The 23,957-nt window shown below is 61.1% G+C and carries 18 protein-coding genes; 7 read left to right on the forward strand and 11 right to left on the reverse strand.

Annotated elements, in window-relative coordinates; translation table 11 throughout:
• The first annotated feature begins 104 nt into the window (after positions 1-104).
• A complete protein-coding gene (gene ppk2, locus V5738_RS09715) occupies positions 105-914 on the forward strand; it encodes a polyphosphate kinase 2 (protein ID WP_423820609.1) in 810 nt (269 codons plus the stop codon).
• A 456-nt stretch (positions 915-1,370) separates the two neighbouring features.
• On the opposite strand, the gene V5738_RS09720 is transcribed toward ppk2, so the two are convergent.
• Positions 1,371-1,604 (reverse strand): hypothetical protein, encoded by a 234-nt coding sequence (locus V5738_RS09720; protein WP_423820610.1) that lies wholly within the window; start codon positions 1,602-1,604, stop codon positions 1,371-1,373.
• Between the two features lie 262 nt (positions 1,605-1,866).
• On the opposite strand from V5738_RS09720, the gene V5738_RS09725 reads away from it, so the two are divergent.
• The gene (locus V5738_RS09725) at positions 1,867-2,889 is read left to right on the forward strand and encodes a metal-dependent hydrolase (RefSeq protein WP_423820611.1); all 1,023 of its coding nucleotides are present in this window, start codon (positions 1,867-1,869) and stop codon (positions 2,887-2,889) included.
• A gap of 107 nt (positions 2,890-2,996) precedes the next feature.
• On the opposite strand, the gene V5738_RS09730 is transcribed toward V5738_RS09725, so the two are convergent.
• Positions 2,997-3,893, reverse strand: coding sequence for a LysR substrate-binding domain-containing protein (locus V5738_RS09730; RefSeq protein ID WP_423820612.1), 897 nt, complete (start codon positions 3,891-3,893; stop codon positions 2,997-2,999).
• Between the two features lie 225 nt (positions 3,894-4,118).
• Between V5738_RS09730 and V5738_RS09735 the strand changes: the two genes are divergently transcribed.
• Both V5738_RS09735 and V5738_RS09740 read left to right on the forward strand, forming a co-directional pair.
• The gene (locus V5738_RS09735) at positions 4,119-4,622 is read left to right on the forward strand and encodes a pyridoxamine 5'-phosphate oxidase family protein (RefSeq protein WP_423820613.1); all 504 of its coding nucleotides are present in this window, start codon (positions 4,119-4,121) and stop codon (positions 4,620-4,622) included.
• Positions 4,623-5,246: 624 nt separating this feature from the next.
• Positions 5,247-7,070, forward strand: a complete 1,824-nt coding sequence (locus V5738_RS09740; RefSeq protein WP_423820614.1) for a DEAD/DEAH box helicase — start codon at positions 5,247-5,249, stop codon at positions 7,068-7,070.
• A gap of 260 nt (positions 7,071-7,330) precedes the next feature.
• Here the strand turns inward: V5738_RS09740 and V5738_RS09745 are convergent, their stop codons facing one another.
• Positions 7,331-8,143: a formate/nitrite transporter family protein gene (locus tag V5738_RS09745; RefSeq protein WP_423820615.1), complete on the reverse strand. Its 813-nt coding sequence runs from the start codon at positions 8,141-8,143 to the stop codon at positions 7,331-7,333.
• Between the two features lie 649 nt (positions 8,144-8,792).
• Positions 8,793-9,554 carry a class I SAM-dependent methyltransferase gene (locus tag V5738_RS09750; RefSeq protein ID WP_423820616.1) on the reverse strand — a complete coding sequence of 254 codons (762 nt, stop codon included), beginning with the start codon at positions 9,552-9,554 and terminating at the stop codon, positions 8,793-8,795.
• Between the two features lie 862 nt (positions 9,555-10,416).
• Here V5738_RS09750 and V5738_RS09755 point away from each other — a divergent pair.
• Positions 10,417-12,039 carry a BCCT family transporter gene (locus tag V5738_RS09755; protein WP_423820617.1) on the forward strand — a complete coding sequence of 541 codons (1,623 nt, stop codon included), beginning with the start codon at positions 10,417-10,419 and terminating at the stop codon, positions 12,037-12,039.
• 53 nt (positions 12,040-12,092) lie between these two features.
• Here V5738_RS09755 and V5738_RS09760 read toward each other — a convergent pair whose 3' ends face one another.
• The 5 genes from V5738_RS09760 to ilvD all read right to left on the reverse strand — a co-directional run bounded on the left by V5738_RS09760 (position 12,093) and on the right by ilvD (position 19,915).
• On the reverse strand, positions 12,093-13,505 hold the full coding sequence (locus V5738_RS09760; protein ID WP_423820618.1) for an APC family permease: 1,413 nt from the start codon (positions 13,503-13,505) through the stop codon (positions 12,093-12,095).
• Between the two features lie 679 nt (positions 13,506-14,184).
• A complete protein-coding gene (locus tag V5738_RS09765; protein WP_423820619.1) occupies positions 14,185-14,670 on the reverse strand; it encodes a glutathione peroxidase in 486 nt (161 codons plus the stop codon).
• A 62-nt stretch (positions 14,671-14,732) separates the two neighbouring features.
• Positions 14,733-15,482, reverse strand: a complete 750-nt coding sequence (locus V5738_RS09770) for a sulfite exporter TauE/SafE family protein (RefSeq protein ID WP_423820620.1) — start codon at positions 15,480-15,482, stop codon at positions 14,733-14,735.
• Positions 15,483-16,173: 691 nt separating this feature from the next.
• Positions 16,174-17,079 carry a hypothetical protein gene (locus V5738_RS09775; protein ID WP_423820621.1) on the reverse strand — a complete coding sequence of 302 codons (906 nt, stop codon included), beginning with the start codon at positions 17,077-17,079 and terminating at the stop codon, positions 16,174-16,176.
• A gap of 985 nt (positions 17,080-18,064) precedes the next feature.
• Complete coding sequence (ilvD, locus tag V5738_RS09780) at positions 18,065-19,915, reverse strand: dihydroxy-acid dehydratase (RefSeq protein ID WP_423820622.1); 1,851 nt, start codon at positions 19,913-19,915, stop codon at positions 18,065-18,067.
• Positions 19,916-20,014: 99 nt separating this feature from the next.
• Between ilvD and V5738_RS09785 the strand changes: the two genes are divergently transcribed.
• Positions 20,015-20,968 carry a LysR family transcriptional regulator gene (locus V5738_RS09785; RefSeq protein ID WP_423820623.1) on the forward strand — a complete coding sequence of 318 codons (954 nt, stop codon included), beginning with the start codon at positions 20,015-20,017 and terminating at the stop codon, positions 20,966-20,968.
• Positions 20,969-21,218: 250 nt separating this feature from the next.
• Positions 21,219-21,710, forward strand: coding sequence for a DUF2938 family protein (locus V5738_RS09790; RefSeq protein ID WP_423820624.1), 492 nt, complete (start codon positions 21,219-21,221; stop codon positions 21,708-21,710).
• 85 nt (positions 21,711-21,795) lie between these two features.
• Here the strand turns inward: V5738_RS09790 and V5738_RS09795 are convergent, their stop codons facing one another.
• Together V5738_RS09795 and V5738_RS09800 are read right to left on the reverse strand one after the other, a co-directional pair.
• Entirely contained in the window at positions 21,796-23,022 is a 1,227-nt protein-coding gene (locus tag V5738_RS09795) for a toxic anion resistance protein (RefSeq protein WP_423820625.1), read from the reverse strand.
• Entirely contained in the window at positions 23,006-23,947 is a 942-nt protein-coding gene (locus V5738_RS09800) for a cobyrinic acid a,c-diamide synthase (RefSeq protein WP_423820626.1), read from the reverse strand. Before V5738_RS09800 ends, V5738_RS09795 begins: the two co-directional genes overlap by 17 nt.
• Between the last annotated feature and the right edge of the window lie 10 nt (positions 23,948-23,957).

The raw sequence follows: 23,957 nt of genomic DNA on the forward strand, positions 1-23,957 counted from the left end.
ATCACGCGCATCACGGCAAAGGCTCGCTTCTCGCCTATTGGGGCAATAACGGGGACTATAAGTATATGGTTCAGGCCACGCGGCCGCCCGGATCGGAGACCGCCATGGGTACCCAGCATTCATCCGTCCAACCTGCTGTGGCGGCCGTGACGCCGATCGCCAAGCATGACTACAAGCATACTCTGCGTCGCCTGCAGATCGAGCTGGTCAAGTTGCAGCGCCATGTCATCCACTGCCAGGACAAGATCCTCGTGATCTTCGAAGGCCGCGACGCCGCCGGCAAGGACGGCACCATCAAGCGTATCGTCCAGCATTTAAGCCCGCGCGAAACCCGGGTGGTTGCCTTGGGGCGGCCTTCGGAAGCCGATCGCGGCGCCTGGTATTTCCAGCGGCATGTCGCGCATCTCCCCACCGCTTCAGAATTCGTGCTGTTCAATCGCAGCTGGTACAACCGAGCCGGCGTCGAGCGAGTGATGGGGTTTTGCGACGATCGCCAATACGAAGAGTTCATGGCGACCGTCCTCGATTTCGAACAGATGCTGGTGCGCTCAGGCATCAAACTGTTCAAGTATTATCTGGACATCAGCCAGGACGAGCAGATCAAACGCTTGGCCGAACGCCGCCGCGATCCGCTCAAACAATGGAAAATCAGCCCGATCGATGCCGAAGCGGTCGCGCGTTGGGCCGACTACAGCCGTGCCCGCAACGAAATGTTCGCCCGGACCCATGCCGCGTCTTCACCCTGGACCGTAGTTCGGGCCGATCGCAAACGGGTGGCTCGACTGAACCTGATCAAAGATCTTTTGCTCCGGCTCGACTATGAGGGCAAGAATAAAACGCTGCTGCTGCCGAACCCGGATGTCGTTTTTCCCTACGACGAAGCCTGCCTACACAACGGCATGATCGCGGCCTGACCGGCATAGGCCATACTCAGGCTACGGATCCGCTCAATGCATACGGCAGCGGCCGGCATGGCAGCATAACGCTTGGGCCTCGCCTCCGGATCCAACGGGGACCGGTTCGCCAGCCCAATGCTGCAACAGCCGACGATAGCCACGGGCTAGCCAATCTGCCGCACCGTGCCATCCATTGTTTCACTGACCGACAAGTGCATTGGGGACGGCCTAGCGGCAAGGCCACGGGCTGATCGCGTCTACTACCAGCACAAAAGGCTGAGCTTGCGTTCCGACCAACCCCGTAGATTCGATCGTCACACTACGTCGTCAACCGGCCTGGGAATCCTCGCCATATCCCGCCGGCGCTCGGCTTCAGGGCACAGTCGGCGACTACACTGTTGCACACCCCTCGGCGATCGAGCGGGGATCGGGCCCGCGCGGCCGCAGACATGCGGCAACGCGGGCATCACAATATTAACGCCGCTTGCGGCTTTTGTAGTTCTGATAGGCCGTTCGTGCCACGCGTTTTACTTTTTCCTGATTACGCGGGTTCGAAAGCCAGCGCTTCGCCTTGCTTACAAGTCGGTTCGCCATGATCGCTTGCCATACATGGTTGTTTTGATCATCTACTGTAACAGCGCTGGGCGCATACGCTAATGACCAGCCAAGCCCCAGCCCGAACACGCTGCGGGATCGCGACACCGGCATGCGAGCTCGGTCGATACGCCGCCCCAGCTCGCCAAGGCCTCAGCGCTGGGCATCGCCCCCGAGCTGAGCGGGTCGCGGGATTCACAGACCGCCTTGCACGGGGCCGAGGCGGCTTACTTTCTTGCCAGCTGAAGATGCTTGCTCGGCTAGTGATTCATGGTACGAGCTCGACTAAGCTCGAATGCGGTAACCCACGCTCCCGCCGGCGTCGCCTATCTTTGAGGCCGACGTAGGGCGTTATCTGATCGAATTAAGGATCGCTATGGATTCGGTGACACAAGCCTGCCTCGGAGCCGCTATCGGCGGCGTGGTCATGCCCAAACTCGGGCGGCGCGCGCTTCTGCTCGGGGCGGCCCTCGGCACCCTGCCGGATCTGGATGTACTGATCGACTACGGTGACGCCGTCGCCAATTTCACGCACCACCGGGGCTTTAGCCACTCTCTGTTCGTACTCACAGGAATCGCCACACTGTTCGCCGGGCTCGCCAGCTGTTGGCATCGCACGCGCACCATTGCCACATTCGGACACTGGTGGTGGCTGTTCGCGCTCTGCCTGCTCACGCATCCGATCCTGGATGCGTTTACCACCTACGGTACCCAGCTGCTCTGGCCACTCCCGGTCCGACCAATCAGCTGGAACAATCTGGCGATCATCGACCCGGCCTACACGCTGCCACTACTGATTGGCGTGATCGTCTTTGCATTTCGGCCGAGCCGGCATCGGCTGCTGAGCGCGATGTTGGCGCTCTCTTGTATCTATATCGTATTCAGCTTTGCTGCCCAAGCCTATGTGAGCTCACGCGTGCATGCTGTTCTGGTGAATCGCGGCCTGGAAGACGCCCCGGTACTCATCCAGCCTGCCCCGCTGACCACGCTGCTTTGGCGAGTCACGGTGATAGACGATGCCCGAGCGCTCGATGGCTGGGTCAGTCTGTTCGATGGCCGAACCCCGATCTCATTTACGGCCCGAACACTGGGAACGCATTTGCGGGACGCCGCCATGGCGACGCCCGACGGCCGTCGCCTGGCTTGGTTTTGCGGCCCTTTCCTGCGTTATCACACCGCTTCTAGCCAAACCGGCCAGGAGTTGCACGCTACTGATATTCGGCTACTGTTCCCCGGTGCCCATCCGTTCGTGTTTGCGATCGCGCAGCGCCAGCCCGACTCGGCCTGGCAGCCGATGCCCAGCTACAGCGTTGCTCACGACAGCGTCGATTTCGCTACCGTGAAACGCTTGGTCGCAAGAATTGTTGCCCCCGAGATTCACCCGACCGCCTCGCGATGAACCGACGCCCAGCCCCTGATCGGCCCCTGATCGGCCCCTGATCGGCCACGGTCGGCCACGGTCGGCAAGACGACCGGTACCAAGGGCCTCACTCACGGCAGGCCCGGCTATGCCGCCGGCCCCGCCGACGAACCGCTCGGTGCGCCGGCATGCACGACCCGCTGTTCGAACGCGGCCAGAGCCGGCGACCATCCCGGTTTCTGCGGCGCGACCCAACATGTGGTGACGCAGCCAATGTCTTCGGGCAAAGCAAGGTAGTCGATCGCAAAGCGAGACTGTTGTGCCACAACGACCGCTTCCGGCAATAGTGCATAGCCCATACCTGCGGCCACACAGCCAAGAATAGCGTCGATCGAGCCGAACTCGAATATTCGGCTGCCATAGACGCCCTGATGAGCCAACAAACGCTCGATGCAATGTCGGTAGTGACAGCCCTGCTTAAAAGCCAGAAACGGCCTTTCGATCAGCCGCTGCGGGCTTGGCCAGTCTGGCTGCGACCCCGCACTGACCAGCACCAGCGATTCGCTAAAGGCCTCTGCCGTATAAAGTCGGGGATGCGGCACGGAGCCGGCGATAAATGCACAGTCCAGCGTGCCGTCTAGCAGCGCGGCAACCAAATCAGCCGTGGTGCCGGTGGTCAGGCGCAGATCGACCCTGGGATAACGAGCATGATAGGCCGCGAGTATGTCCGGCAGCCGGACCGCAGCCGTGGTTTCCATTGCCCCAATGCGCAGGACGCCGCTCGGGGCCTCGATATCCTGAAACGCAGCAAGTGCCTCGTCGTGCGTAGCCAGTACACGCCGAGCATGATCCAGAAGCAGATACCCAGCAGGTGTCGGCGCGATCTGGCCATTACGTGTGAACAAGGCCACACCCAGCTCTTTTTCGAGCTTTTTTACGTGCGCAGTCACGTTCGATTGAACAGTATGCATGCGCTGTGCCGCAACGCTGAAACTGCCAACGGCCGCGACCGTCGCGAACAGGCGAAGAGATTGGAGCTGCATGGAACGAGACAAACCATCACAAATAGCGATTCAATCAATCACTATAAATCGTTTTAACCGATTAAGCGTAGTCGCTACCGTACGTCAGGTGATTCGTATCGCAGGCTGCCCAGCTGACGATCGCCCCAAGCGATTCAGATCGCGCAGCCAATGATCCGAACAACCCAATTCATCGATGGTCGAGGCCAGCCAGCTCGACCCGCTATTCGAATACGGAGGTTAGACATGAACGAACCCGATCTGGGTATGCGTGCGGCCGAAATCCTAAGCGCTCTTTTATACGCCAATATCGCCACGGCCAGCGACAACCTACCCTGGAACACGCCGGTGACCGCGGTGCCTGCGGCCAATCTCGATCTGTACTGGTCTTCCTGGACCGAGGCGGTGCATTCGAAAAATATCCACGCCAACCCCGATATCTTTGTCACCTATTACGATTCGACGCGGGCACGAGGCACCAATAATCACCGCTGTCTGTATCTGCGCTGCCGGGCCGTCGTCGTATCCGATCCCGACGAGGCCATAGCCGCGCACGAACTGATTTATCCCGGCGCACCGGTCGGCCTCGATGATTTCTTCGGCGTGGGGCTACGGCGTTTCTATCGGGCACGGCCGATTCAGGCTTGGCTGAATTGTCTATCGGAGCAACAGCTTCAGCCCGGCACTCTGGATATGCGTGTCGAGGTCTCGCTGGCCGCGATTCGTCGTGCCTTCCAGGCCAGCGATTAAACCCTGACCTGTGTCGAACCGCTTGCCCGAGCTTTGTTGCTAGCGCCAGTTGAGGCGTCGTACGCGCACCGTGCTGCAGACCGCTGATCGCGATCCTGTACGCGTGGCATGGCCCGGACCGTTACGCCATAAGACCTCAGGCTTGATTCGATATCGGCGGCCCAACCGAATGCGCCAAGCGCTAACGCATAGCTATCGAGCGGGGCGCCTTCTGGAATCGGCCGATGGCACGCCATTTGCCATGCCTCGCCCGGCTGTGCACCGTGATGTTTCAGTCAGCGCTTGGCGCAGCTTTGGGAACTTCAGCCCGCCCTCGACCGCTTCGGTCGCATACCGGATACCTGGGGGCACAGGATCGGCCCATGTCGCAGCCGTCGCCCACCGCATAGAGCAGCCGAAACCATGCGGCAGCCTGGCCTGGGCAGGCTCGCGAAACAGCGACCACACCGACTGGGTCGTCTTGTGACAGGGGCCGTAACGCGCAGCCGTTAACATAGGCCGTAACAGCCGAGCTCATATCCCGCCCATCGAGGCGCCGTAACCGTTAAACTATAGAGTATCGCGCCGCCCTGGCGCGGCTGTTCCCCCCTGGCGCGACACGGCGCCCGAGCCTACAGGCATCGCATGACCTCCCCCAGTTCTCAAGAAAACGATCCCATGCCTTTTTCGGCTATGGGTCTATCGGACTCAGTAATGCAGGCGTTGTCGGACGTCGGCTATGAAACGCCCTCACCTATTCAGGCGGCGACGATCGGCCCGCTGCTGACCGGGCGCGATGTGCTGGGGCAGGCTCAGACTGGCACTGGCAAGACCGCCGCGTTTGCACTGCCGATCCTGTCCGGCCTACAGCCCGGCCAAGACAAGGCGCCGCGTGCGCTGGTGCTGGCACCAACGCGAGAACTGGCGATCCAGGTTGCCGAGGCATTCCAGCGCTATGCGTCCTATATGCCGGGCTTTCATGTGCTGCCGATCTACGGCGGCCAGGGTTACGGACCGCAGCTGAACGCGCTCAAGCGTGGCGTGGATGTCGTGGTCGGCACCCCCGGCCGAGTGATCGACCATCTCAAGCGCGGCACGCTGCGTCTGGACCGGCTGGAATGGCTGGTGCTGGACGAGGCCGATGAAATGCTGCGCATGGGCTTCATCGATGACGTCGAATGGGTCTTCGAAAACACTCCGCCCGAGCGGCAGGTGGCGCTGTTTTCGGCGACTATGCCGAACGCGATTCGCCGGATCGCCAAAACCCATCTGCGTGACCCGGCCGAAGTCACGATCCAGACCCGTACCACCACGGCCGACAATATCCGGCAGCGCTATTGGATCGTCGGCGGTGGAATCAGCAAGCTCGAAGCCTTGACCCGGTTACTCGAAGCCGAGCCGTTCGATGCCATGATCGTGTTCGCTCGGACCAAGAAAGCCACCGACGAGCTGGCCGAAAAGATAGCCGCGCGCGGCTACGCCTGTGCCGCGCTCAACGGCGATATCGTGCAGGCCCAGCGCGAGCGTACGATCGCCCAGCTCAAAAGCCGCCAGATCGACGTGATCGTCGCGACCGATGTGGCCGCCCGCGGCCTAGATGTCGAGCGCATCAGCCATGTGATCAATTTCGATATCCCGCACGATAGCGAATCGTATGTGCATCGCATCGGGCGGACCGGACGTGCCGGCCGCGCGGGCGATGCGATCCTGTTCGCCACCACACGCGAAAAACGCCTGTTCAAGAACATCGAGCGCGCCACCCGGCAGGCTATCGAGCCGATGGATATGCCGAGCATGGCGGCCGTCAACGCCCAGCGTGTCGAGCGTTTCAAACAGAGCATGACCGATACCCTGGAAGCCGGGGGCCTGGAACAGTTCACTGAATTGGTCGAGGCCTATCGGGCCGAGCACAACGTAGACCCCATACAGCTTGCGGCGGCCCTGGCACGGCTGGCCCAGGGCAATGAACCACTCACGCTGGGCGCCACTTCGACCGACGGCGCCGCCCAAGCCGATGACAAAGACGGCGCCGCCCAAGCCGATGACAAAACAGCCGGAGGCGGCAAGAAAGCGGCGAAGCATAAATCGACGACCGATGATTCGAACATGGAAACATTCCGGATCGAAGTCGGTCGTCAGCACGGGGTCGCGCCGCGCAATATCGTTGGCGCCATTACCAACGAGGCCGGTGTCGACAGTCAGCACATCGGGCGCATCGCGATCCTCGACGACTTCAGCCTGGTCGATCTGCCCCAGGGCATGCCCGACGACGTGTTCGCGCACTTAAAAACCGTCTGGGTCGCCAACCGCCAACTGGCGATCAGCCGGGTCGAAAACAGCGCCGGTGCATCGGCGTCCGACCCACGGTCGAAATCGGGCCGCGCCAAGGACAAACCCCGGCAATCGAAACCATCTAAGAAGAAGAACAAACCGGCCGCTAAAAAAAGCAAGAAAAAGCCGAAAACATAGCGCCAAGCGCTATCGAGGCTTGCCCCGAACAGCCGAGCTTTGAAGGCATGCCCGCCATGGCCGGGCCATGGTCGTGGCGCCCGCTGACCGAGCCGTGCATACCCTGTTCGACGGCCCGGCCTCTTGTGCCGGGCTTTAAGGCTACCAAGCGACGCAACAGCCGCTTGGTGCCAAACAGCCATCGCAGGCTCTGGGCCGTGGCGTGTAACACAAGCCCGGCCCGACTCAAGGTTGACGAGCGATGCCTTACTGGTAATCGATCAAACGATCTGGCGCTTGGGCTGGGTCCGAACGTGGGTCGAATACAGCGTTAGCCCAGTCAGCGATATGCCGCCAACGATATTACCCAGTACAGTCGGGATTTCATTCCATAGAATGTAGTCGCCCAGGGTGAACCGGCCGTCCAGCATCAAACCGAGCGGGAACAGAAACATATTGACCACGGAGTGTTCGAAGCCAAGATAGAAGAACACCATGATCGGCATCCACATGGCGACGACTTTGCCGGTCGCCGTGGTGGAGACCATGGCCCCGACCACGCCCATGGAAACCATCCAATTGCATAGACAGCCGCGGATAAACAGCGTGACCCAGCCGCCCAGGCCGTGCTCCTTATAGCCGATCGTCCGACTCTCGCCGATTTGGGCGATGCTCTGGCCGACGTCGTTGACCGGGCTATCGAAACCGTAGGTGAAATTCACGGACATGAGCAGCGCTACGGTCAACGCGCCCAGTAAATTGCCGACGAAGACCAGCCCCCAATTCTCCAGCACGCGCGGCAGCGTTACGCCCGGCCGCCGGTCGAGCCAGGCCAACGGCGTAAGCATGAACACGCCGGTCAGAAGATCGAACTTCATGAGATACAGCATGCAAAAGCCCACCGGGAACAACACAGCCCCGAGCAGTGGCTGCCCCGTCTGTACGTTGATAGTGACCGCGAACACGACTGCAAGCGCCAATACAGCGCCGGCCATGTAAGCGCGTATGACGGTATCGCGCCATCCCATATAGACTTTGGATTCACCTGAATCCACGAGTTTCTTCACGAATTCGGCAGGTTCTAGATAGGCCATTCATCGTCTCCGTCAACGGAATTGAGCCGCCGTTTCGCAGCCTTGAGGTGTGCACAAGGACCTAGCCCTTGACCGGCCAGCGCGGGCTGTTTCATCCGCAAGCCAGGCTCACGCCGTGATCGAGCAAACATCTGAACGATTCACGATCACGCGATCTCGCCAGACCAGACCGACGTGCTAGCAGCCCGGCGACATTCGATCGGGCCTTCAACAAGTCGGCTTGGATAGGGTCGTTCACCGCCTCTGCCGGACAGTGCAGCAGCGATCATGCCAATCGCTTTTTTCCAACCAGGTTTGCATTCAGAAACAGATCACTGGCCTGCTCGACTGCAAAAGCTGCTGGATACATAGGACACACTAGCGCACCGACAACGGCTGGCTTTCGCACCAAAGCAGCCCATTCGAGCTGCGCCAAGCGCGGCCAGATCGCCGGTCTGATAATGGGCACACTCGATAGCCATCAATACCCGATGCAGTAATGCTGCGGAAGCCGTTGCCTGACAGTCGCCACAGGCCTGGTCTTGAGGGCCCACGGGTGAGACGGTAGCCGATCTGTCGATCCGCCCTAGCGTTCAGTCGCCAGGCTCCTCGTTGACCCACCGAGTCGCCGCCGATGTCCGGCATGCCCCGCCACGGCCCGAAGACGCGTCTAGACCGGTGCACACAGGATATGAGATGTCAGAGCTGCTAGATCATCTGGCGTGTGTTCGCGAAAACGCGGCGCCAGTGGCATTCGCAGAGCGTCCAGACGGGCACCGGGATCGGTCTCTGCGCGCTCGTAGCGGATCTCGTAACCGGCAGAGACCATCAGCGCGACATAATCGCTATGGCGCAGACGATTCTGGTAAATCTGGCCAGAGGAATTGATCAATCGCCATGTCGACTCGTGGTAACGCAAGAAGTTGATTCGCGAGAGCCGGCGGTCGGTATGCTGCCAGTGATCCGAATTGTCGATGATATGCATCATCAGGCCGTTCGGCGACAACACCGCTCGACAATCAGCGATCAAACCATCCAGAGCTGCGGCCGGAATGTGCTCGAGAACTGCCCGAGAATAGACGATATCGGCCCTACCTGGCGGCAGGCTTCGGATATCGCCCGGGGCTCGGTATTCAAATCGCAGGTTGGCGAGCAAACTCGAAAAATCACGGCCCAAGCCACGGCATAGGGCATCCGTTATATCACCGGGTTCCATATTCAGCCGACAGGCGACCCACTCGTGTTGGCTGGCGAGGAAAGCGATCGAACTCACGACCGTAGAAAAATCCATTAGCCGTTCGACATCGGTGAGAATGACTCGGCTGCCGGCCAAGTAGAGCAGCAGCGGTATGGTGGGCTGCCATCCGGTGCCGATCTCCACTACCGTGGCACCTTCGAGGCTGCCGTAGTGTTGCCTCAGGCTGCGAATCATGGATACCCCATGGTCGAGAGCACACCAGTCGTTGGCGATATTCGACCGATACGGCGTGACCGCTCTTTTAAGGCGAATCAAAGGCCCCCGAAGTGGCATCGCACTTTTGGCATGTGCGAGGCCGATATCGAACGGCCGTGGATGTGCGTATGCCGACATTCCCCCTCCCCCAAATGCTGAACACGGTCAGCATCATCGACTATAGCCTTGAAGAAACAGCAGTAATAGCGATATTTCAATAAATATATTTAACATAATAACAAATCGAAGCCAATATTTTGTTTTAATTTATAATTAAATTAAGGCGGGAATTTATCAACCGATCCGCTTTACCCGCCAGTTGGACTTGAAACCGCTTTATCTGCGCGAACCCGAGCGCTGCACAAGCTACTCGGCTTCGCCGCGCCGCGTCTCGAACCCGGCCGTATTCGAGCGTCGATCGCACGGCACCCAAACTGGCTCTCAACGCTTTGCGTATAGCCGTACAGATCTTGCCCGGCTTGCCAACCACACCCTCCCGTTTCGCGCTGGTAGGCCAAACAACAGACACACATCCGTCCGCTCGGGCCTGTTGCCCGATACTCGATGCAGCCAAAGCCAAGGGCGGCTTGAGCGTTAGCCGCTACCGGCCGGCAGCCCCGCAGGTGATCGGCCCTACGCTTGCCATGGTTCACTTCGGCCGAAGCGGCGACCAGGCCATATCTCGGTACAAGCCCCCGGCAAACAGCAGCACCACCCAAGCCGGTCGATGACACCGGTCACCCCATCCTCGCGTAGCCGAACATATTCACAGTGAAGCCAGTTTTTGTACGCCGGTAACGCTCGGGTATGTTCGAAACACTGCCACGATCGGAGCATGACGATGCAGGAACTCGCGCGTAAGCTGGGTCTTCGGGTCGATCCGACGATCTTTTTCGTCTCGGCCGGAATCATGGTCGCCTTCCTCGTGGCGCTGCTGGTCGCCCCGGGCCCGATCGGCGATGCCTTCGGCGCCGGGCGCACTTGGATCGTGACCAACCTGGGATGGTTTTTCATCCTCGGGGTCACCAGCTGGGTTGCGTTTTTACTATGGGTCGCCCTCAGTCGCTACGGTGCGATTCGACTCGGGGGCAACGATGCGCGTCCGGACTACGGCAATATTTCGTGGTTCACGATGCTGTTCGCCGGCGGTATTGGCACCGTGCTGATGTTCTGGGGGGTCGCTGAACCGATCTCGCATTTCTCTACCCCGCCAAGACCGGACGTGGCGCCCTATTCAGTGGAGGCTGCCGACGATGCGATGGGATTTGCCATCTATCATCTTGGCCTGCACACCTGGGCGATCTTTACCCTGCCCGGCCTGGCCTTTGCTTATTTCATCTATCGCTACGATCTGCCGATGCGCTTCAGCTCGGTGTTCTATCCGCTACTGGGCGAGCGTATCTACGGCCCAATCGGTAAGACGCTCGACATATTCGCATTGCTGGGCACGCTGTTCGGCGTCGCAGTATCGATCGGCCTAGGTACCCAGCAAATCAACGCCGGCCTGACTGAACTGTTCGGCATCCCCAATGCGGTAATGCCGAAAGTCTTGATCATCGCAGTATTGACCACGGTGGCAGTCGGCTCGATCGTGGCCGGCCTCGATTCGGGGATCAAGCTGCTTTCGAACATCAACATCGGCATGGCCGTGGGCCTGATGTTCTTCGTCTTGTTCACCGGCGCCACGGTGTTCTTGCTGCGCGCTATCGTCGAAACTTTCGGCATCTATATTTCCAATCTGCTGCCGATGGCGTTCTGGAACGACACCCTGGCTCAATACACGCATGAAAAAGGCGGCTGGGGCTGGCAAGGCAATTGGACAGTGTTCTACTGGGCCTGGACGGTGACCTGGTCGCCGTTCATCGGTATCTTCGTGGCCCGGATCTCACGCGGACGTACGATTCGAGAATTCGTACTCGGTGTCCTGTTTGCACCGTCGATCTTCACACTGATTTGGTTCGCGATTTTCGGCTGGTCGGCCATGCAGATCGACGGCATCGGCGAACAGGCTCGGGCTGCTTTGGGTGATCAGGCGGGCTCGCTGTCGCAGGCGGTCGAACAGAGTGTGCCGTTGGCGATGTTTGCGTTCTTCGAACATTTCCCCGCAGCGACCCTGATTCAGGGGCTGGCAGTCGTGATCGTGGCTATCTTTTTCGCCACCTCGTCGGACTCGGCGTCGCTGGTGGTCGACATGCTCTGTACCGGCACGCCCGACCCAGGCCCGGTGCACCAGCGCATGTTCTGGGGCATTGCCGAAGGCGTGCTCGCAGCGATGCTGATCGTGCTGGCAGGTGAAGCCGGACTGACTGCCTTACAACAGGTCATCACAGTCATCGGCCTGCCCGTATTTATCCTTGTGTTCGGCATGATGTTTTCCTTGTTGCGCGGCCTACAAAGCGAAAACATACCACCGGCCCACGTCGGCAAGCCGCCACATACCGAGGATCTGCAGGGACCCCGATAGCACAATCGATGGCCCCGGATTACCGCCCCGGCGCTGGCTATTGCGCGCCGGGGTTACCCAGACTGAGCGCGTTGCGCAGCGTTAGTGGTCGCCATGCCAGCACTCCGGCGGCGCACAACCAGAGCCATCAGTACGCCCCCCAACATCCATACCGCGCCAAGCATTTGGGCCTGGGTGTCGGCTTCGATGAGCGCATAGATCAGAATGGCGCCCCCGACTATGGGCGACAGCCCATGTAGGATCCAGCGGCGGCTACGCTCGATGAGCATAAAACGAAACAACACAGCAGCGTGCAACAAGATATAAGCGGTCAGCGCACCGAAGGTCACTAAGGTGGTCAGCACCTCGGGGCTTTCGCTTCCGAACAGCCCGATTACGAGCGATAGGCCGGCAATGAACAGCGTGGCGTTACGCGGCGTATGGTTACGATCGACCCGGGCCAACAGCGATGGCAGCTGGCGATCGCGAGCCATGCTGAAAACCAACCGTGCCGAAGTCGCCTGCGAGGCGATCGAGTTGGCAAAAATTGCGATCAGCGCCGAAGTCAGTGTCATGAGCACGCGGAAACCGTGCCCAGCCGCCTGTTCGGCGATGTTGTAAAAAGCATTGTGGGTCTCGCTCCCTGCAGCAAAGCGGGTACCTTCCGGTACATACAGCGCCGCCAGATAGACCTGGCCGACGAATAACAGTGTCGCCGCGCATAACACTACGAGCGTGGCGCGGGAGACCGTTCGGCCACCGCCTTGGGCTTCTTCATTGAGCGTTGCGATAGCGTCAAAACCCAGAAAACTCAGCGCCGCAATCGGCACGGCGCCGAACACGATCGACCAGGAGAACATCGACGCGTCGAACAACGGCCGCCAGGACAGCGCGATATGGCCAGCAACGATATCGCAGCCGGCGATCACTACGAACGCAGCGATCACGAGCAGCTGCAGACCGAGAAACAGCTTGTTCATCGCGGCCGTAACGCCGATACCGCCCAGATTGACCCCAGTGGCCAACCCCACGAATACGACGATCCAGACCCAGGCCGGTACCCCGGGCAGGATGCCGGCCATAGCCACGGCCGCGAACACTGACAACAAGGCTGGCAGCAGCAGATAATCCAGCAGGATCGCCCAGCCAGCCAGATAGCCGCCGTATGCGTTGATGCCGAGACGAATATAAGAGTAGACCGAGCCCGCCACTGGATAGCGCGCGGCCATCTCCTTGTAACTGAGCGCGCTGAACAGCATGGCCGTGGCGGCGACCAAATACACCAGCCCCACCATGCCGGAAGCGAAGTTGTACACCACGCCGAAGACCGCCAGCGGCGCCATGGGCACCATATAGATCAGCCCATAGACCACCACGTCGACGAACGACATCGAGCGCTTGAGTTGTGGGCGGTAGCCAAGAGCATCCAAGCCCCTGGCGGCGTTATCGGCATGGCCCCGGGTCGAGTGCCCGACCGTGGTGGTCATATCGTATTCCTGATTGTGCTGGGCGGGCCCGATCCGCCCGCTCCATCGACCGATCCACGGCATGCCAGTTACCCGCCGGATTACGGACATCGCCTGGGCCCTTGGGTCGTTCGCGGTCGGCGCCGAGCTAAAAACGCGCGGCATCATACGCAAGCGCGGCCGATAATTGAATCAACCTGCCGGCTGGCCTGCAGGGCCGTTCAGGTTTCGTACGAGTCGGTGCCAAACGCTTCTCAACACAAGCCGAGAACGACAAGACGAGATATCGCGAACGCCGTATCGTCGCACCACGCAAGCGCGCGCCCGCACAGGCTGGCCCGACCGCACCGCTCTTTTCGCGCAGGGCTGCCATGCACAACCCACCATAGGCGCCGCCCCGCGATACAGCGCGTCTGGGTCTTAGTCCTCCGTGCGACGCTTGTACGACATAGCAACGGGACCTAGGGCATGTCGTCATCACAGACGCCACCGTATGACGCCTGCCCATCGGGTCGAACAAGGCCTGCAACGCCGTCTATCACGATGGGCGGTATCACCCACGCGCCCGTACGCCCGAGGCGGCCATCCGGCGTTTTCGTTCGCTCAGGTGGCCGGACCACGCCACGCTCGCGATGCCTTGGCTTGCCACCTCAGGGGCGCAAGTGCAGCGGTGTATCTCATGACGACATGCCCTAGAGCGTCACACGCCATCGGACAGGGCTTTTTCGATATCGGTCGCCAGCCTGTCGGGTTTGGTCGTAGGCGCATAGCGCTGACGCACCTCGCCGTGTCGCCCCACCAGAAACTTGGTGAAGTTCCACTTGATGCGATCGCCGAGCAAGCCGCCCTGTTCGGCCCGAAGATAGCGGTACAGTGGATGCGCATTCGGGCCGTTGACTTCGATCTTGGCGAATAACGGGAAGCTGATCTCGTAAGCTGTTGTACAAAAACGCTGGATCTCGGCGGATTCGCCCGGCTCCTGATGGCCGAACTGGTTGCAGGGAAAACCCAGCACCGCAAACCCGGCGTCAGCATAGCGTCGATAGAGTGCCTCCAGGCCCTGGTACTGCGGCGTAAAACCACAGCGACTGGCGACATTAACGATCAGCAATACCTGGCCACGATACGCTTCTAGGTATTGCGGGTGGCCATCGATGCTGGTCAGTGCGATCTCGTAAATGGACATGATCGGCTCCGTATTTCAGGGGGCTAGGACGCAAGGACAGCGCTTGTGGAGTGTCGGCTGTTTTACAGCCTGGCCTGTATCAACATCCATCCCCCCTTGCCCAGCAGGGTGATCGACAGCAGTAACAACATGATTTCGATCAGGCGCCGATAAGTTGTTTCCGACAGTACCATCGAGATGGCACGGCCAATGCGAGTGCCCACGATCCCGGTCGCTGCCAGCGCCAACGTAAGATGCCAATTCAGGCCCTGAAGTTTGCCCAATTCCCAGTAGGCCGGCAGTTTGGCCAAGTTGCCAGCCGCGAAAGCGATCGCAATGGTTCCGGCGAATTTCAGCTTTGGCAGTCGTTGCGGCAGTAGATACGCCTGGGCCGGTGGCCCGCCGGAATGGGTGATAAAGCTGGTGATGCCCGTGACCGTGCCCCAGAACACCCCGGGTAGAATCCGTGCTTCGGTATGCCCGGCCAGACCTTGCCGCAGCCAAGTACGCAGGCAATACCACAGACCGATCCCCCCAGTGACGATCAACAGCAGGCTTTCAGGCGTATACGGCGTCACGACAGTCGCGACCGCGACGCCAAACAGCATGGACGGGATGAGAATCGCCAGATTGCGCGCCGAGAACTCATGCCGATACAGCCAGACCGCGACCCAGTCGGTCACGATGTATACCGGCAACAACATCGCCGCAGCCTGAATCGGGTTCATGAACAACGACAAGAGCGGAACCGAAATCGCCGCTGCCGAGGCCAGTCCACCCTTGGACATGCCGACTACTAGGGCAGCAATCAGCAGCAGAATGGTCTGTTCCATTGTTTGCCTTTTCAGAACACGAAGTCGAAACCGCGCATTCTGCATCGCCCGACGTTTTTCATCGACCAATTCGACGCGGGAAAGACTTGCCAGCCTCATCGCGACAAACTCTGGCGGCTGCCCCGCTGCCCGTACGAGCGCCAAACGACGCCTACCGAACCGTGCCGGCCGGCACGAGCGGCTCAGGCTTGCCGACAGGCTGATCATCGCGATGAGAGCGCGACCGTCCGCAATCCTGCGCTTACGCCGCGATGACGCAACATTCGCAGCCTCTATATGGGCACCCAACCCTATAGACCCCAATCCCCCAGTCTTGCGGGTTCTGCGGCATCGATCGCTTGCCTTGACGGCCACCTCCTCGACGGCGAGCCGCGGCGCCAATGTCGGTTGAGGGGCTGTCCGAGCCCACGGTTATTCAGCAAACCAGGGCATAGCTCTCGCCAATTCGTGATGGTCTGTACACGCGAGGGATAGCCGGCGCATCGCGCATGACCGGGCTCGGACGGAGTGGGTACGCCTCGCCGCGCGGCCAGCCTTTGGCCGACCATAACCGGCCACGACTCGGCGGCTTGCCCAAGCGGCCGCCGGATGCGCGCATGCCAGTACGATGTTCGGGCACAACCGCAACAGCTCTGTGCAACGAATCAATGCCGCGCCCTGGAGGGCGCACTTGGCACCGGCCAATAGATTTTTAGGTCAGCAGTAATCGATTGATATAGGGGTCGATTTTTAAGGGGCCGTGATACGGCCTTGGCCGATAGCGATACATATGGCAGGGCAACAACGAATACTGGATCTGGAGCATCAGACGCGGCTTGGCTGTTGGCATGGCCCCCTTGTGAATACCCGCTGTATCGCACGCAAAACTTGCGCCTGGCATGCCGGTCACTGCGACCCTGGCTTCGGGGGGAAATTGCCGTGCAATATCCGCCTCGTCGTATGCTTGGGCACGTAGCGATACCCGCGCCCTATGCGTACGCTTGACGTAGACATGCGGTCCGGCGCTCTCATCGACCTCGGTCAGATACACGAACACCTTCAGATGACGCCAATCGTCCGAATCCCGGTGAAAGGCTTGCAGCCCATGGCTTTGGCCCTCGCCCGGAAACGACCAGCGCAGCACGAGCGCCGACAACGTTGGCTTGCAGCCGATATAGCGCTCGGCCAGCCCGAGCAAAAACGGGCTGTTGGCAACCGCCAGAATATGCGGCGCCGCCACGATGTCATCGAGTTGATAATCGGCCATGGTCACAGTCCCCGGACGCTCGGCCAGTTCGAATGTCTGCCGACTCCCGTCCGGACGCCGGGCGAACAGCCGCCGATCGGCTAGATACGACTCGATGTCAGCGATCTGTTGGCGATCCAACAAAGGGTCGAGACTGACGAAGCCGTCGCGACGCAGGTCGGCCAACACCCCGTCGTTCTGCGGCCACGGCTGGTTCAGTCCCGTTGGCCCGTAACGCAGACGTATGAGCGTTGCCAGCGAGGAAGCGATCGATTCTCTCAGTGCCCGCTGTATAACCATCCGTTGGCTGTAGTACAAGACGCTTTTAGCCGGCATGAACCCCCGGCCCGGCGTAAGCTGAGCAAATTCCATGGTCCCCCTCGTACAACGTAGATACCGATATAGTTTTATCGGGTGCGACAAACGGTTCTTGAATCAAAAAAAACTTATATCTAAACCGCCATATAGCGACGACATCTTTAGCCAATGGAAAACCCGGATATTTCATAGAAACCCTGCCGGCCGTTTAAATTCTTTATTTATTATTCGTCATATTTTGTTACAAGAGATTATTTGCATAAAACAAATTCAAAGTAAACCACAGTATAAATTCTAATAAGGTATCGGCCATGATCGGCCCAGAACCCGGCATTGGCTCATCGAAGATGTTTGAATCCAACCGGCCTGAAAATGGATATCGAATATCGCTGTCGATTTCGGCAAAAACGCCGAAGACGATGGGCAGTCAGCTAGTTAGCCGCGCTGGGCGCGCCCGGGCGGATGCCCGGTATGGGCTGGATACGCTCAGGCAACCGTTACCGGGGCATCGCTCAGGTAAACCGATGCCCGCCCTGGTCCGTTCGGATCGATGGCCGCCCTGCTGGGGCGTGTTCGGGCTTAGTGCGAGTCCGCGCCGCAGGCGGGTGGGCTGCCAGCCGGGGCGCCGCAAGTGCGGCGTAGTGGTGCGACGTCAGTGCGCGACCACGCTGGATTGCAGCCCAACAGTCGTTGTTTCGAAGGGGAGCCCCAAATCGCGTCGGGCCGCGTTACGCGCCTTAATCGAGGCACACTATGATGACAGCGGCTCGCGCTTCGCCCGCCACGAGTCGCGGCGACAACGCAGCGCTCGGCCGAAGCCCCAACACGCTCTCGGGCGTGTCGCCCTGAGGTACACCGCCGCACCCGCGCCCCTGAGGTAGCAAGCCAAAGCATCGTAAGCGCTGTGTGGCCCGGCCACGTGAGCGAACGATAACGCCGGAGGCGGCCTCAGGAGCACGGGCCCCACGGTCAAGGCCTACAACACCGCCTGGCACGATGGGCGGGCGTCATGCGGCGGCGTCTCCTATGACGACACGCCCTAGGACGAAATCTGCGTGACGTCGCGCACGGCCCCCTTGGCGGCATTGGTGGCCAACGCTGCATAGGCTTTGAGCGCAGGCGAGACATGACGCAACCGATTTTGTGGTTTCCAGGCGGCCGTGCCCTGGGCTTGCATCGCCGCGCGCCGGGCCGCCAGCGTGTCTTCAGCCACGGCCAGCGCAATACGGCGGTTGGGGATATCGATCACGATCGGATCGCCAGTTTCGACGAGACCGATCAACCCGCCCTCGGCGGCCTCGGGCGACACATGACCGATCGACAGCCCGGAAGTCCCCCCGGAAAATCGGCCGTCGGTGACCAGAGCACAGGCCTTACCGAGCCCCTTAGACTTCAGATAGCTGGTCGGGTAGAGCATTTCCTGCATGCCTGGCCCGCCCTTGGGCCCTTCATAGCGGATCACGACGACCTCGCCGGCCGCGACTTCGTTACACAGAATGCCGGCCACTGCTGCGTCCTGGCTTTCGAATACCCGGGCGGGCCCGGTGAATTCGAGAATCGATTCGTCCACGCCAGCGGTCTTGACGATACATCCCTCCGGGGAGAGATTGCCGAACAGCACAGCCAACCCGCCATCGGCTGAAAACGGATACTCGGCCGCGCGGATGACACCGTGCTCGCGATCTGTATCCAGGCGATCCCAGCGGGCGGACTGGGAAAATGCCGTCTGGCTCGGCACCCCGCCGGGGGCGGCCCGGTAGAATTCAGCGACCTGGGCGTCGGTGCTGCGCACGATGTCCCAGTGCGATAACGCTTCGGCCAGGCTTTCGGCATGGATCGTCGGCAGCGAGGTATCCAACAGTCCGGCCCGGTCCAATTCGCCGAGAATGGCCATGATGCCGCCGGCGCGATGCACGTCTTCCATATGCACGTCATTTTTGGCCGGAGCGACCTTGCACAGGCACGGCACCCGCCGCGACAGCCGGTCGATCTCGGCGATCGAGAACTCGATCTCACCTTCCTGAGCCGCGGCCAGCAGATGCAGCACGGTATTAGTCGAGCCGCCCATGGCAATATCCAGGCTCATGGCGTTCTCGAATGCCGCGCGCGAAGCGATACTGCGCGGCAGCACCGTGGCGTCGTCGCCTTCGTAATAGCGCTTGGCCAGATCGACGATGGTCTGCCCAGCCTGCCGAAACAGGCGTTCACGATCGCTGTGGGTGGCCAGTACCGAGCCATTGCCGGGCAAGGCCAGCCCCAGAGCTTCGGTGAGGCAGTTCATGGAATTGGCAGTGAACATCCCAGAACAGGAGCCACAGGTCGGGCAGGCACTGCGCTCGACGGTGGCCACCTCTTCGTCGGAATAACTGTCGTCGGCGGCAACCACCATGGCGTCCACGAGGTCGAAGGCTCGGCTGCTGCCCTTGACCACCGCCTTGCCGGCTTCCATCGGTCCGCCCGAGACGAATACCACGGGAATATTCAATCGCATCGCGGCCATCAACATGCCGGGGGTGATCTTGTCGCAGTTGGAAATACAGACCAGCGCGTCGGCGCAGTGGGCGTTGACCATGTATTCGATGCTGTCGGCGATCAACTCGCGCGACGGCAGTGAATACAGCATCCCGTTGTGGCCCATGGCGATGCCGTCGTCCACCGCGATCGTGTTGAATTCACGAGCCACGCCGCCGGCAGCCGAAATCTCCTCGGCGACCAGCTGGCCCAGATCCTTCAAGTGCACGTGTCCGGGCACGAACTGGGTAAAGCTGTTGGCCACGGCGATGATCGGTTTGTCGAAATCGCCGTCGCCCATGCCGGTCGCGCGCCAGAGTGCGCGGGCGCCAGCCATGTTACGGCCGTGGGTACTGGTACGGGATCGATAGACAGGCATGGCGGTGCTCGGTTGGGCTTAGGAGCGACAGCCTATTTCGCGGTCGGCGTTTTTTGAAATATATTATTCTGGTCTGAATAAGTCGCCGCAGATATAAGTATGGAGACGCGTCGCCTCAGGCAGTTCGTGATGGTGGCCGAGACGCTGCATTTCGGCCGGGCCGCGGAACGCCTGCATATGACCCAGCCGCCGCTGAGCCAATCGATCATCGCCCTCGAAAAAGAACTGGGAACCGCCTTGTTCGTGCGTACCAAGCGCAGCGTTGCGCTCACGCCTTTCGGCCAACAATGGCTGGAGCCGGTGCGCACGGCTCTAGCGGCCGTGGACGCCCTGCCCGAGACCGCCCGGCAAATCCAGCGTGGCGAAACTGGGCGGCTGGAACTGGCTTTCGTCAGCACCGCCGATTACAGCCTCCTGCCCGATCTGGTCCAGCGGTTTCGGGGTTTGTATCCAGGCGTGGACCTGGCACTGACCGAAGCCACCAGCGATATTCAGATCGCGGCGCTACAGCGCCGCGAGATCCATGCCGGCATCATGATTCCGCCAGCCCATACCGCCTTGCCCGAGGCCCTGACCTATCGGCGGCTACTGTCGGAGCCGCTGGTTGCCGCCGTGCCGGAACAATGGCTGGAATCACAACGGCTGGAACTCGTGGCGGGCCAGCTCCCCCCGAGCGCCGTGGTGACCTCGCCCCTGGTCGTTTTTCCGCGTCACGTGGCGCCCTCCTTTCACGACCTGGTGACGAATTATTATCTGAGCTGCGGCGGCCCGGCCGCGATCGCCCAGCAGGCGATCCAGATGCAAACCATCATCAGCCTGGTCTCTGCCGGCATGGGCATCGCCCTGGTGCCCGAGTCGCTACACCATCTGGCGCGTACGGGCATACGCTATGTCCCGCTACAAAGCTACCCACCCTATCTGGAAACCGGCATTGTCTGGCGCCGCGAGGACACCACGCCGATGCTGGCCAACCTGCTTGCCATGCTCGAACGCGCCGAACGCACTGGCCAGGCCACCCCGTTGACACCTCGAGTCTCGCAGCCCGGCTGCTAGGGCATGTTGGGTTTCGTGCGGGCAGCTCCCTTGGAAACGGTGGGTGTTGAGCCACGATCTAGCGTTGCTGCTCCATAACGTCACGCCACGACGCCGCACTTGCGGCGCCTCGGCTGGCAGCCCCCCACAGCCCTTGGCGCAGACTCGCACGAAACCTCAACACGCCCTAGACTTCAGGGTCATCGAAGCCCGGCCAAGGCACGGGTCAGGCTCGCCATCACTCGCATCGCAATTATTCAAGGATCAGATCTTGACCACGATAATCATCTTCATACTCGTGATCGGCGTCGTATCGACGCTCGTGCTCGATATCTGGGCCCAGCTTCAGCAGAAACTGGCCGGGGTACCGGCACCGGACTGGGGCGTGGCCGGCCGCTGGGTCAAAGGTCTGACCCACGGTCAGTGGGTGCTTGATGCAGACGCCGGCCAGGGGCCCAGTAGCCACGACAAGACCGTCGGATGGCTTTTTCATTACGGCGTCGGCATCGTCTATGCCGCCCTGCTGTTCGTCATCGGCGGCAGCGTCTTCGCAGTCCAGCCGACCCTCGGCCCCCCGATCGCGGTCGGCCTCGTCCTTGCCACGCTGGCCGGGCTCTTCATTTTTTTGCCAGGGTTGGGCGCTGGCGTGGCGGGCTCTAAGCTGCCGGACCAGAAAGCCGCAATCATGCATATGCTGGTGGGGCACCTCATTTTCGCGCTCGCGCAGTATCTGACCGCGCTCACTCTTTCGGCCTTGCTGTAAACGCGCAGCGACGGCCGGCGCCTCGGATCGGCGCCGACCGTCGCTGCGCATTAATCTGTCCGCTGGCGGCCCGGCTGCTGCTGCGTCAGACCGCCTTGTGCTGCTGCTCGGAGGCGCTATTGCCGCGTTCGAGGTTGGAGATCGCAGCATCGCCTTTTTGAGCCATGGTCTCCAGACGATCGATCTGCTCATCGAGACGCGGCAGCGCCTCGCGCCGATAGCGCGATACTTCGTCGATGGCGCCGACCACGTCCTCGAAAGCAGTCTCGAGCTTTTCCATATCGAGCATCGCCGAAGCACTGCGATTCTGAATATCCACACCCTGGGAGCGCAGCTTCTGGGCCGTCCCGGCGATCATTTCCGAGGTGGTGGTATTCAAAGCCTCCACGCGATCTAGGACCAGACGCTGGTTGGCCAACGCCAACGCAGTAGTCACCGCCACATTGAGCGCCGAAACCGTGACATTAAGCGCCCGATCCACGCCGCGCATGAGTTCGCGGTTGTTACGAATCACCACTTCCAGGGCCAGCACGCCCTGCTGGCTGACTGCGAGCTGCTGCTGTAGATCGACGATGCGCTGGCGCAGCGGAAACAATAGTTCTTCTTCGATAAAGCGTCGCTTGGCGCTGTCGCTATCGAGCTCGGCGGCTGCCGTGGCCAGGCGACGATCGATGAGCTGGCCGAGCTCGATCTGGCGGCTGAGCTGGCTAAGGCTTTCGCGCAGCGCCTCCTGATCATCGGCCAGGGTCACGTTGTCTCGACGGAGCATGTCCTTGCCCGATTCGAGATCGTGGATGATGGCATCGATCGCTTCCTGGGCGGTTTCGAACTTATGAAAGTAGCGCTGCAGCCGATTGCCCACGCCGGGGATGAACGACAACGCTCGGCCCAGCGATCCGTCGGACAGCTTGTGGCGGTTCGGATCCAGCTCCTGCATTCGCCCGCGCAGACCCACCAATGCCTTGGCGACCGGCCCGCCGTCATCGCCGTGATGGGCGAGTTTGCGGATCGGCGCTTCCAGCATGGCGCTGCGATGCGCGGCCTGACGCTGCACTTCAACCCCCATACCATCGACGGCTTCGCGTCGCCGCTGTGCTGCGGCCGCCTCGGCTTCGTCCGTGGCCAAGGCATCGGCCACGAAATCGTCGGCCATGGCCGCCAGCTCTGGATCTTCGGCGGCCTCGGCCGGCGCTTCCGATTCGATTTCGGTGGCGATCTCGTCGACCGGCAGTGACAGACTCAGCGGGCTGCGCCTGTCGTTACCGGGCGACTGTGAGCCCGGCTGTGGGTTGCGATCATGCCTTGTGTCCATAGCGCTCCGCCTTGTCCATGAAACGTTGCAAATCGGTCAGGGCCTGATCCGCGGCCACTGCGGCCTGTGGCCGATCGGTTTCGACCCGCGCCATGACCACAGCGGCATTGTCGAGTGTGGTCATGGCCGCTTCGTTGCGCGCCGACAAATCGCGCAGGCGGCGCTCGGTATCGGCCACCAGATCGAGCCGCTGCTGCAAGGCCTCGCGCTCGTCGGCATGCAGGCGCTGGTCGGTCTGCTTAAGGCGCCGCCGTACGAAATCGGCGTCGATCCCGACCGTGCCCGCGGCCAACGAGCCCATGGCATTGAGATTGTCGGCCGCGGTCAGGCAGACCTGCCCCACCATCGATCGCGAGCGATCGAACGTCAGCTCGCGGCGATCGAACTTGGAATCCAGCACGTCCAGGACATGCGCATACCGGCTATACAGGCGATCGGCCTGGGCCGCTAGATCAGTACGCCGCGTATCGATCAACGACCGCTTGGCTCGACACAGGGCCAGAACTACGTCATCGGCATCGACCGGGGGCGCTGCTGGGTCCAGCTCGGCCACGCCGTCCTCACGCTGGGTACGCTCGAACTCGGCATGTTGGCGCCGTACTTCGGCAGCCTCGAGGGCTGCGCGGCGTTTGTCGTCGCGACGGCGACGCCAACGCCGCCACCAGCGCTCGACCGGGATCTCGACTGCCAGACCGGCCAGCCCTGCGAGCCAGCCAAGGAAGCTGGGCCCGAAGCCGCCCCAGAGCGAGGTCAGCCAGAGCAGAAAAGCCACGAACGGCACGATGAACCAGTAGCGCAGGATCGCCTGCCAACGCGACGGCGGCTCGGTAGGCACCGCCAGGCGTGGGTCGACCATGCCGATCAGAAACCACGGCAGGCAGGACAGAAACAGCCCATAAGCAAAGCCCTGTAAAAACTCGAACATGTCGATTGCG

Origin of the sequence: Salinisphaera sp. SPP-AMP-43, assembly GCF_049568105.1 — a bacterium.
Taxonomy (GTDB): Bacteria; Pseudomonadota; Gammaproteobacteria; order Nevskiales; family Salinisphaeraceae; genus Salinisphaera.

Excerpts from the sequence above, each read along its gene's own strand:
- ppk2 (WP_423820609.1), top strand. The coding sequence starts at position 105 with ATGGGTACCCAGCATTCATCCGTCCAACCTGCTGTGGCGGCCGTGACG.
- V5738_RS09720 (WP_423820610.1), bottom strand. The coding sequence starts at position 1,604 with ATGCCGGTGTCGCGATCCCGCAGCGTGTTCGGGCTGGGGCTTGGCTGG.
- V5738_RS09725 (WP_423820611.1), top strand. The coding sequence starts at position 1,867 with ATGGATTCGGTGACACAAGCCTGCCTCGGAGCCGCTATCGGCGGCGTG.
- V5738_RS09730 (WP_423820612.1), bottom strand. The coding sequence starts at position 3,893 with ATGCAGCTCCAATCTCTTCGCCTGTTCGCGACGGTCGCGGCCGTTGGC.
- V5738_RS09735 (WP_423820613.1), top strand. The coding sequence starts at position 4,119 with ATGAACGAACCCGATCTGGGTATGCGTGCGGCCGAAATCCTAAGCGCT.
- V5738_RS09740 (WP_423820614.1), top strand. The coding sequence starts at position 5,247 with ATGACCTCCCCCAGTTCTCAAGAAAACGATCCCATGCCTTTTTCGGCT.
- V5738_RS09745 (WP_423820615.1), bottom strand. The coding sequence starts at position 8,143 with ATGGCCTATCTAGAACCTGCCGAATTCGTGAAGAAACTCGTGGATTCA.
- V5738_RS09750 (WP_423820616.1), bottom strand. The coding sequence starts at position 9,554 with ATGATTCGCAGCCTGAGGCAACACTACGGCAGCCTCGAAGGTGCCACG.
- V5738_RS09755 (WP_423820617.1), top strand. The coding sequence starts at position 10,417 with ATGCAGGAACTCGCGCGTAAGCTGGGTCTTCGGGTCGATCCGACGATC.
- V5738_RS09760 (WP_423820618.1), bottom strand. The coding sequence starts at position 13,505 with ATGACCACCACGGTCGGGCACTCGACCCGGGGCCATGCCGATAACGCC.
- V5738_RS09765 (WP_423820619.1), bottom strand. The coding sequence starts at position 14,670 with ATGTCCATTTACGAGATCGCACTGACCAGCATCGATGGCCACCCGCAA.
- V5738_RS09770 (WP_423820620.1), bottom strand. The coding sequence starts at position 15,482 with ATGGAACAGACCATTCTGCTGCTGATTGCTGCCCTAGTAGTCGGCATG.
- V5738_RS09775 (WP_423820621.1), bottom strand. The coding sequence starts at position 17,079 with ATGGAATTTGCTCAGCTTACGCCGGGCCGGGGGTTCATGCCGGCTAAA.
- ilvD (WP_423820622.1), bottom strand. The coding sequence starts at position 19,915 with ATGCCTGTCTATCGATCCCGTACCAGTACCCACGGCCGTAACATGGCT.
- V5738_RS09785 (WP_423820623.1), top strand. The coding sequence starts at position 20,015 with ATGGAGACGCGTCGCCTCAGGCAGTTCGTGATGGTGGCCGAGACGCTG.
- V5738_RS09795 (WP_423820625.1), bottom strand. The coding sequence starts at position 23,022 with ATGGACACAAGGCATGATCGCAACCCACAGCCGGGCTCACAGTCGCCC.
- V5738_RS09800 (WP_423820626.1), bottom strand. The coding sequence starts at position 23,947 with ATGTTCGAGTTTTTACAGGGCTTTGCTTATGGGCTGTTTCTGTCCTGC.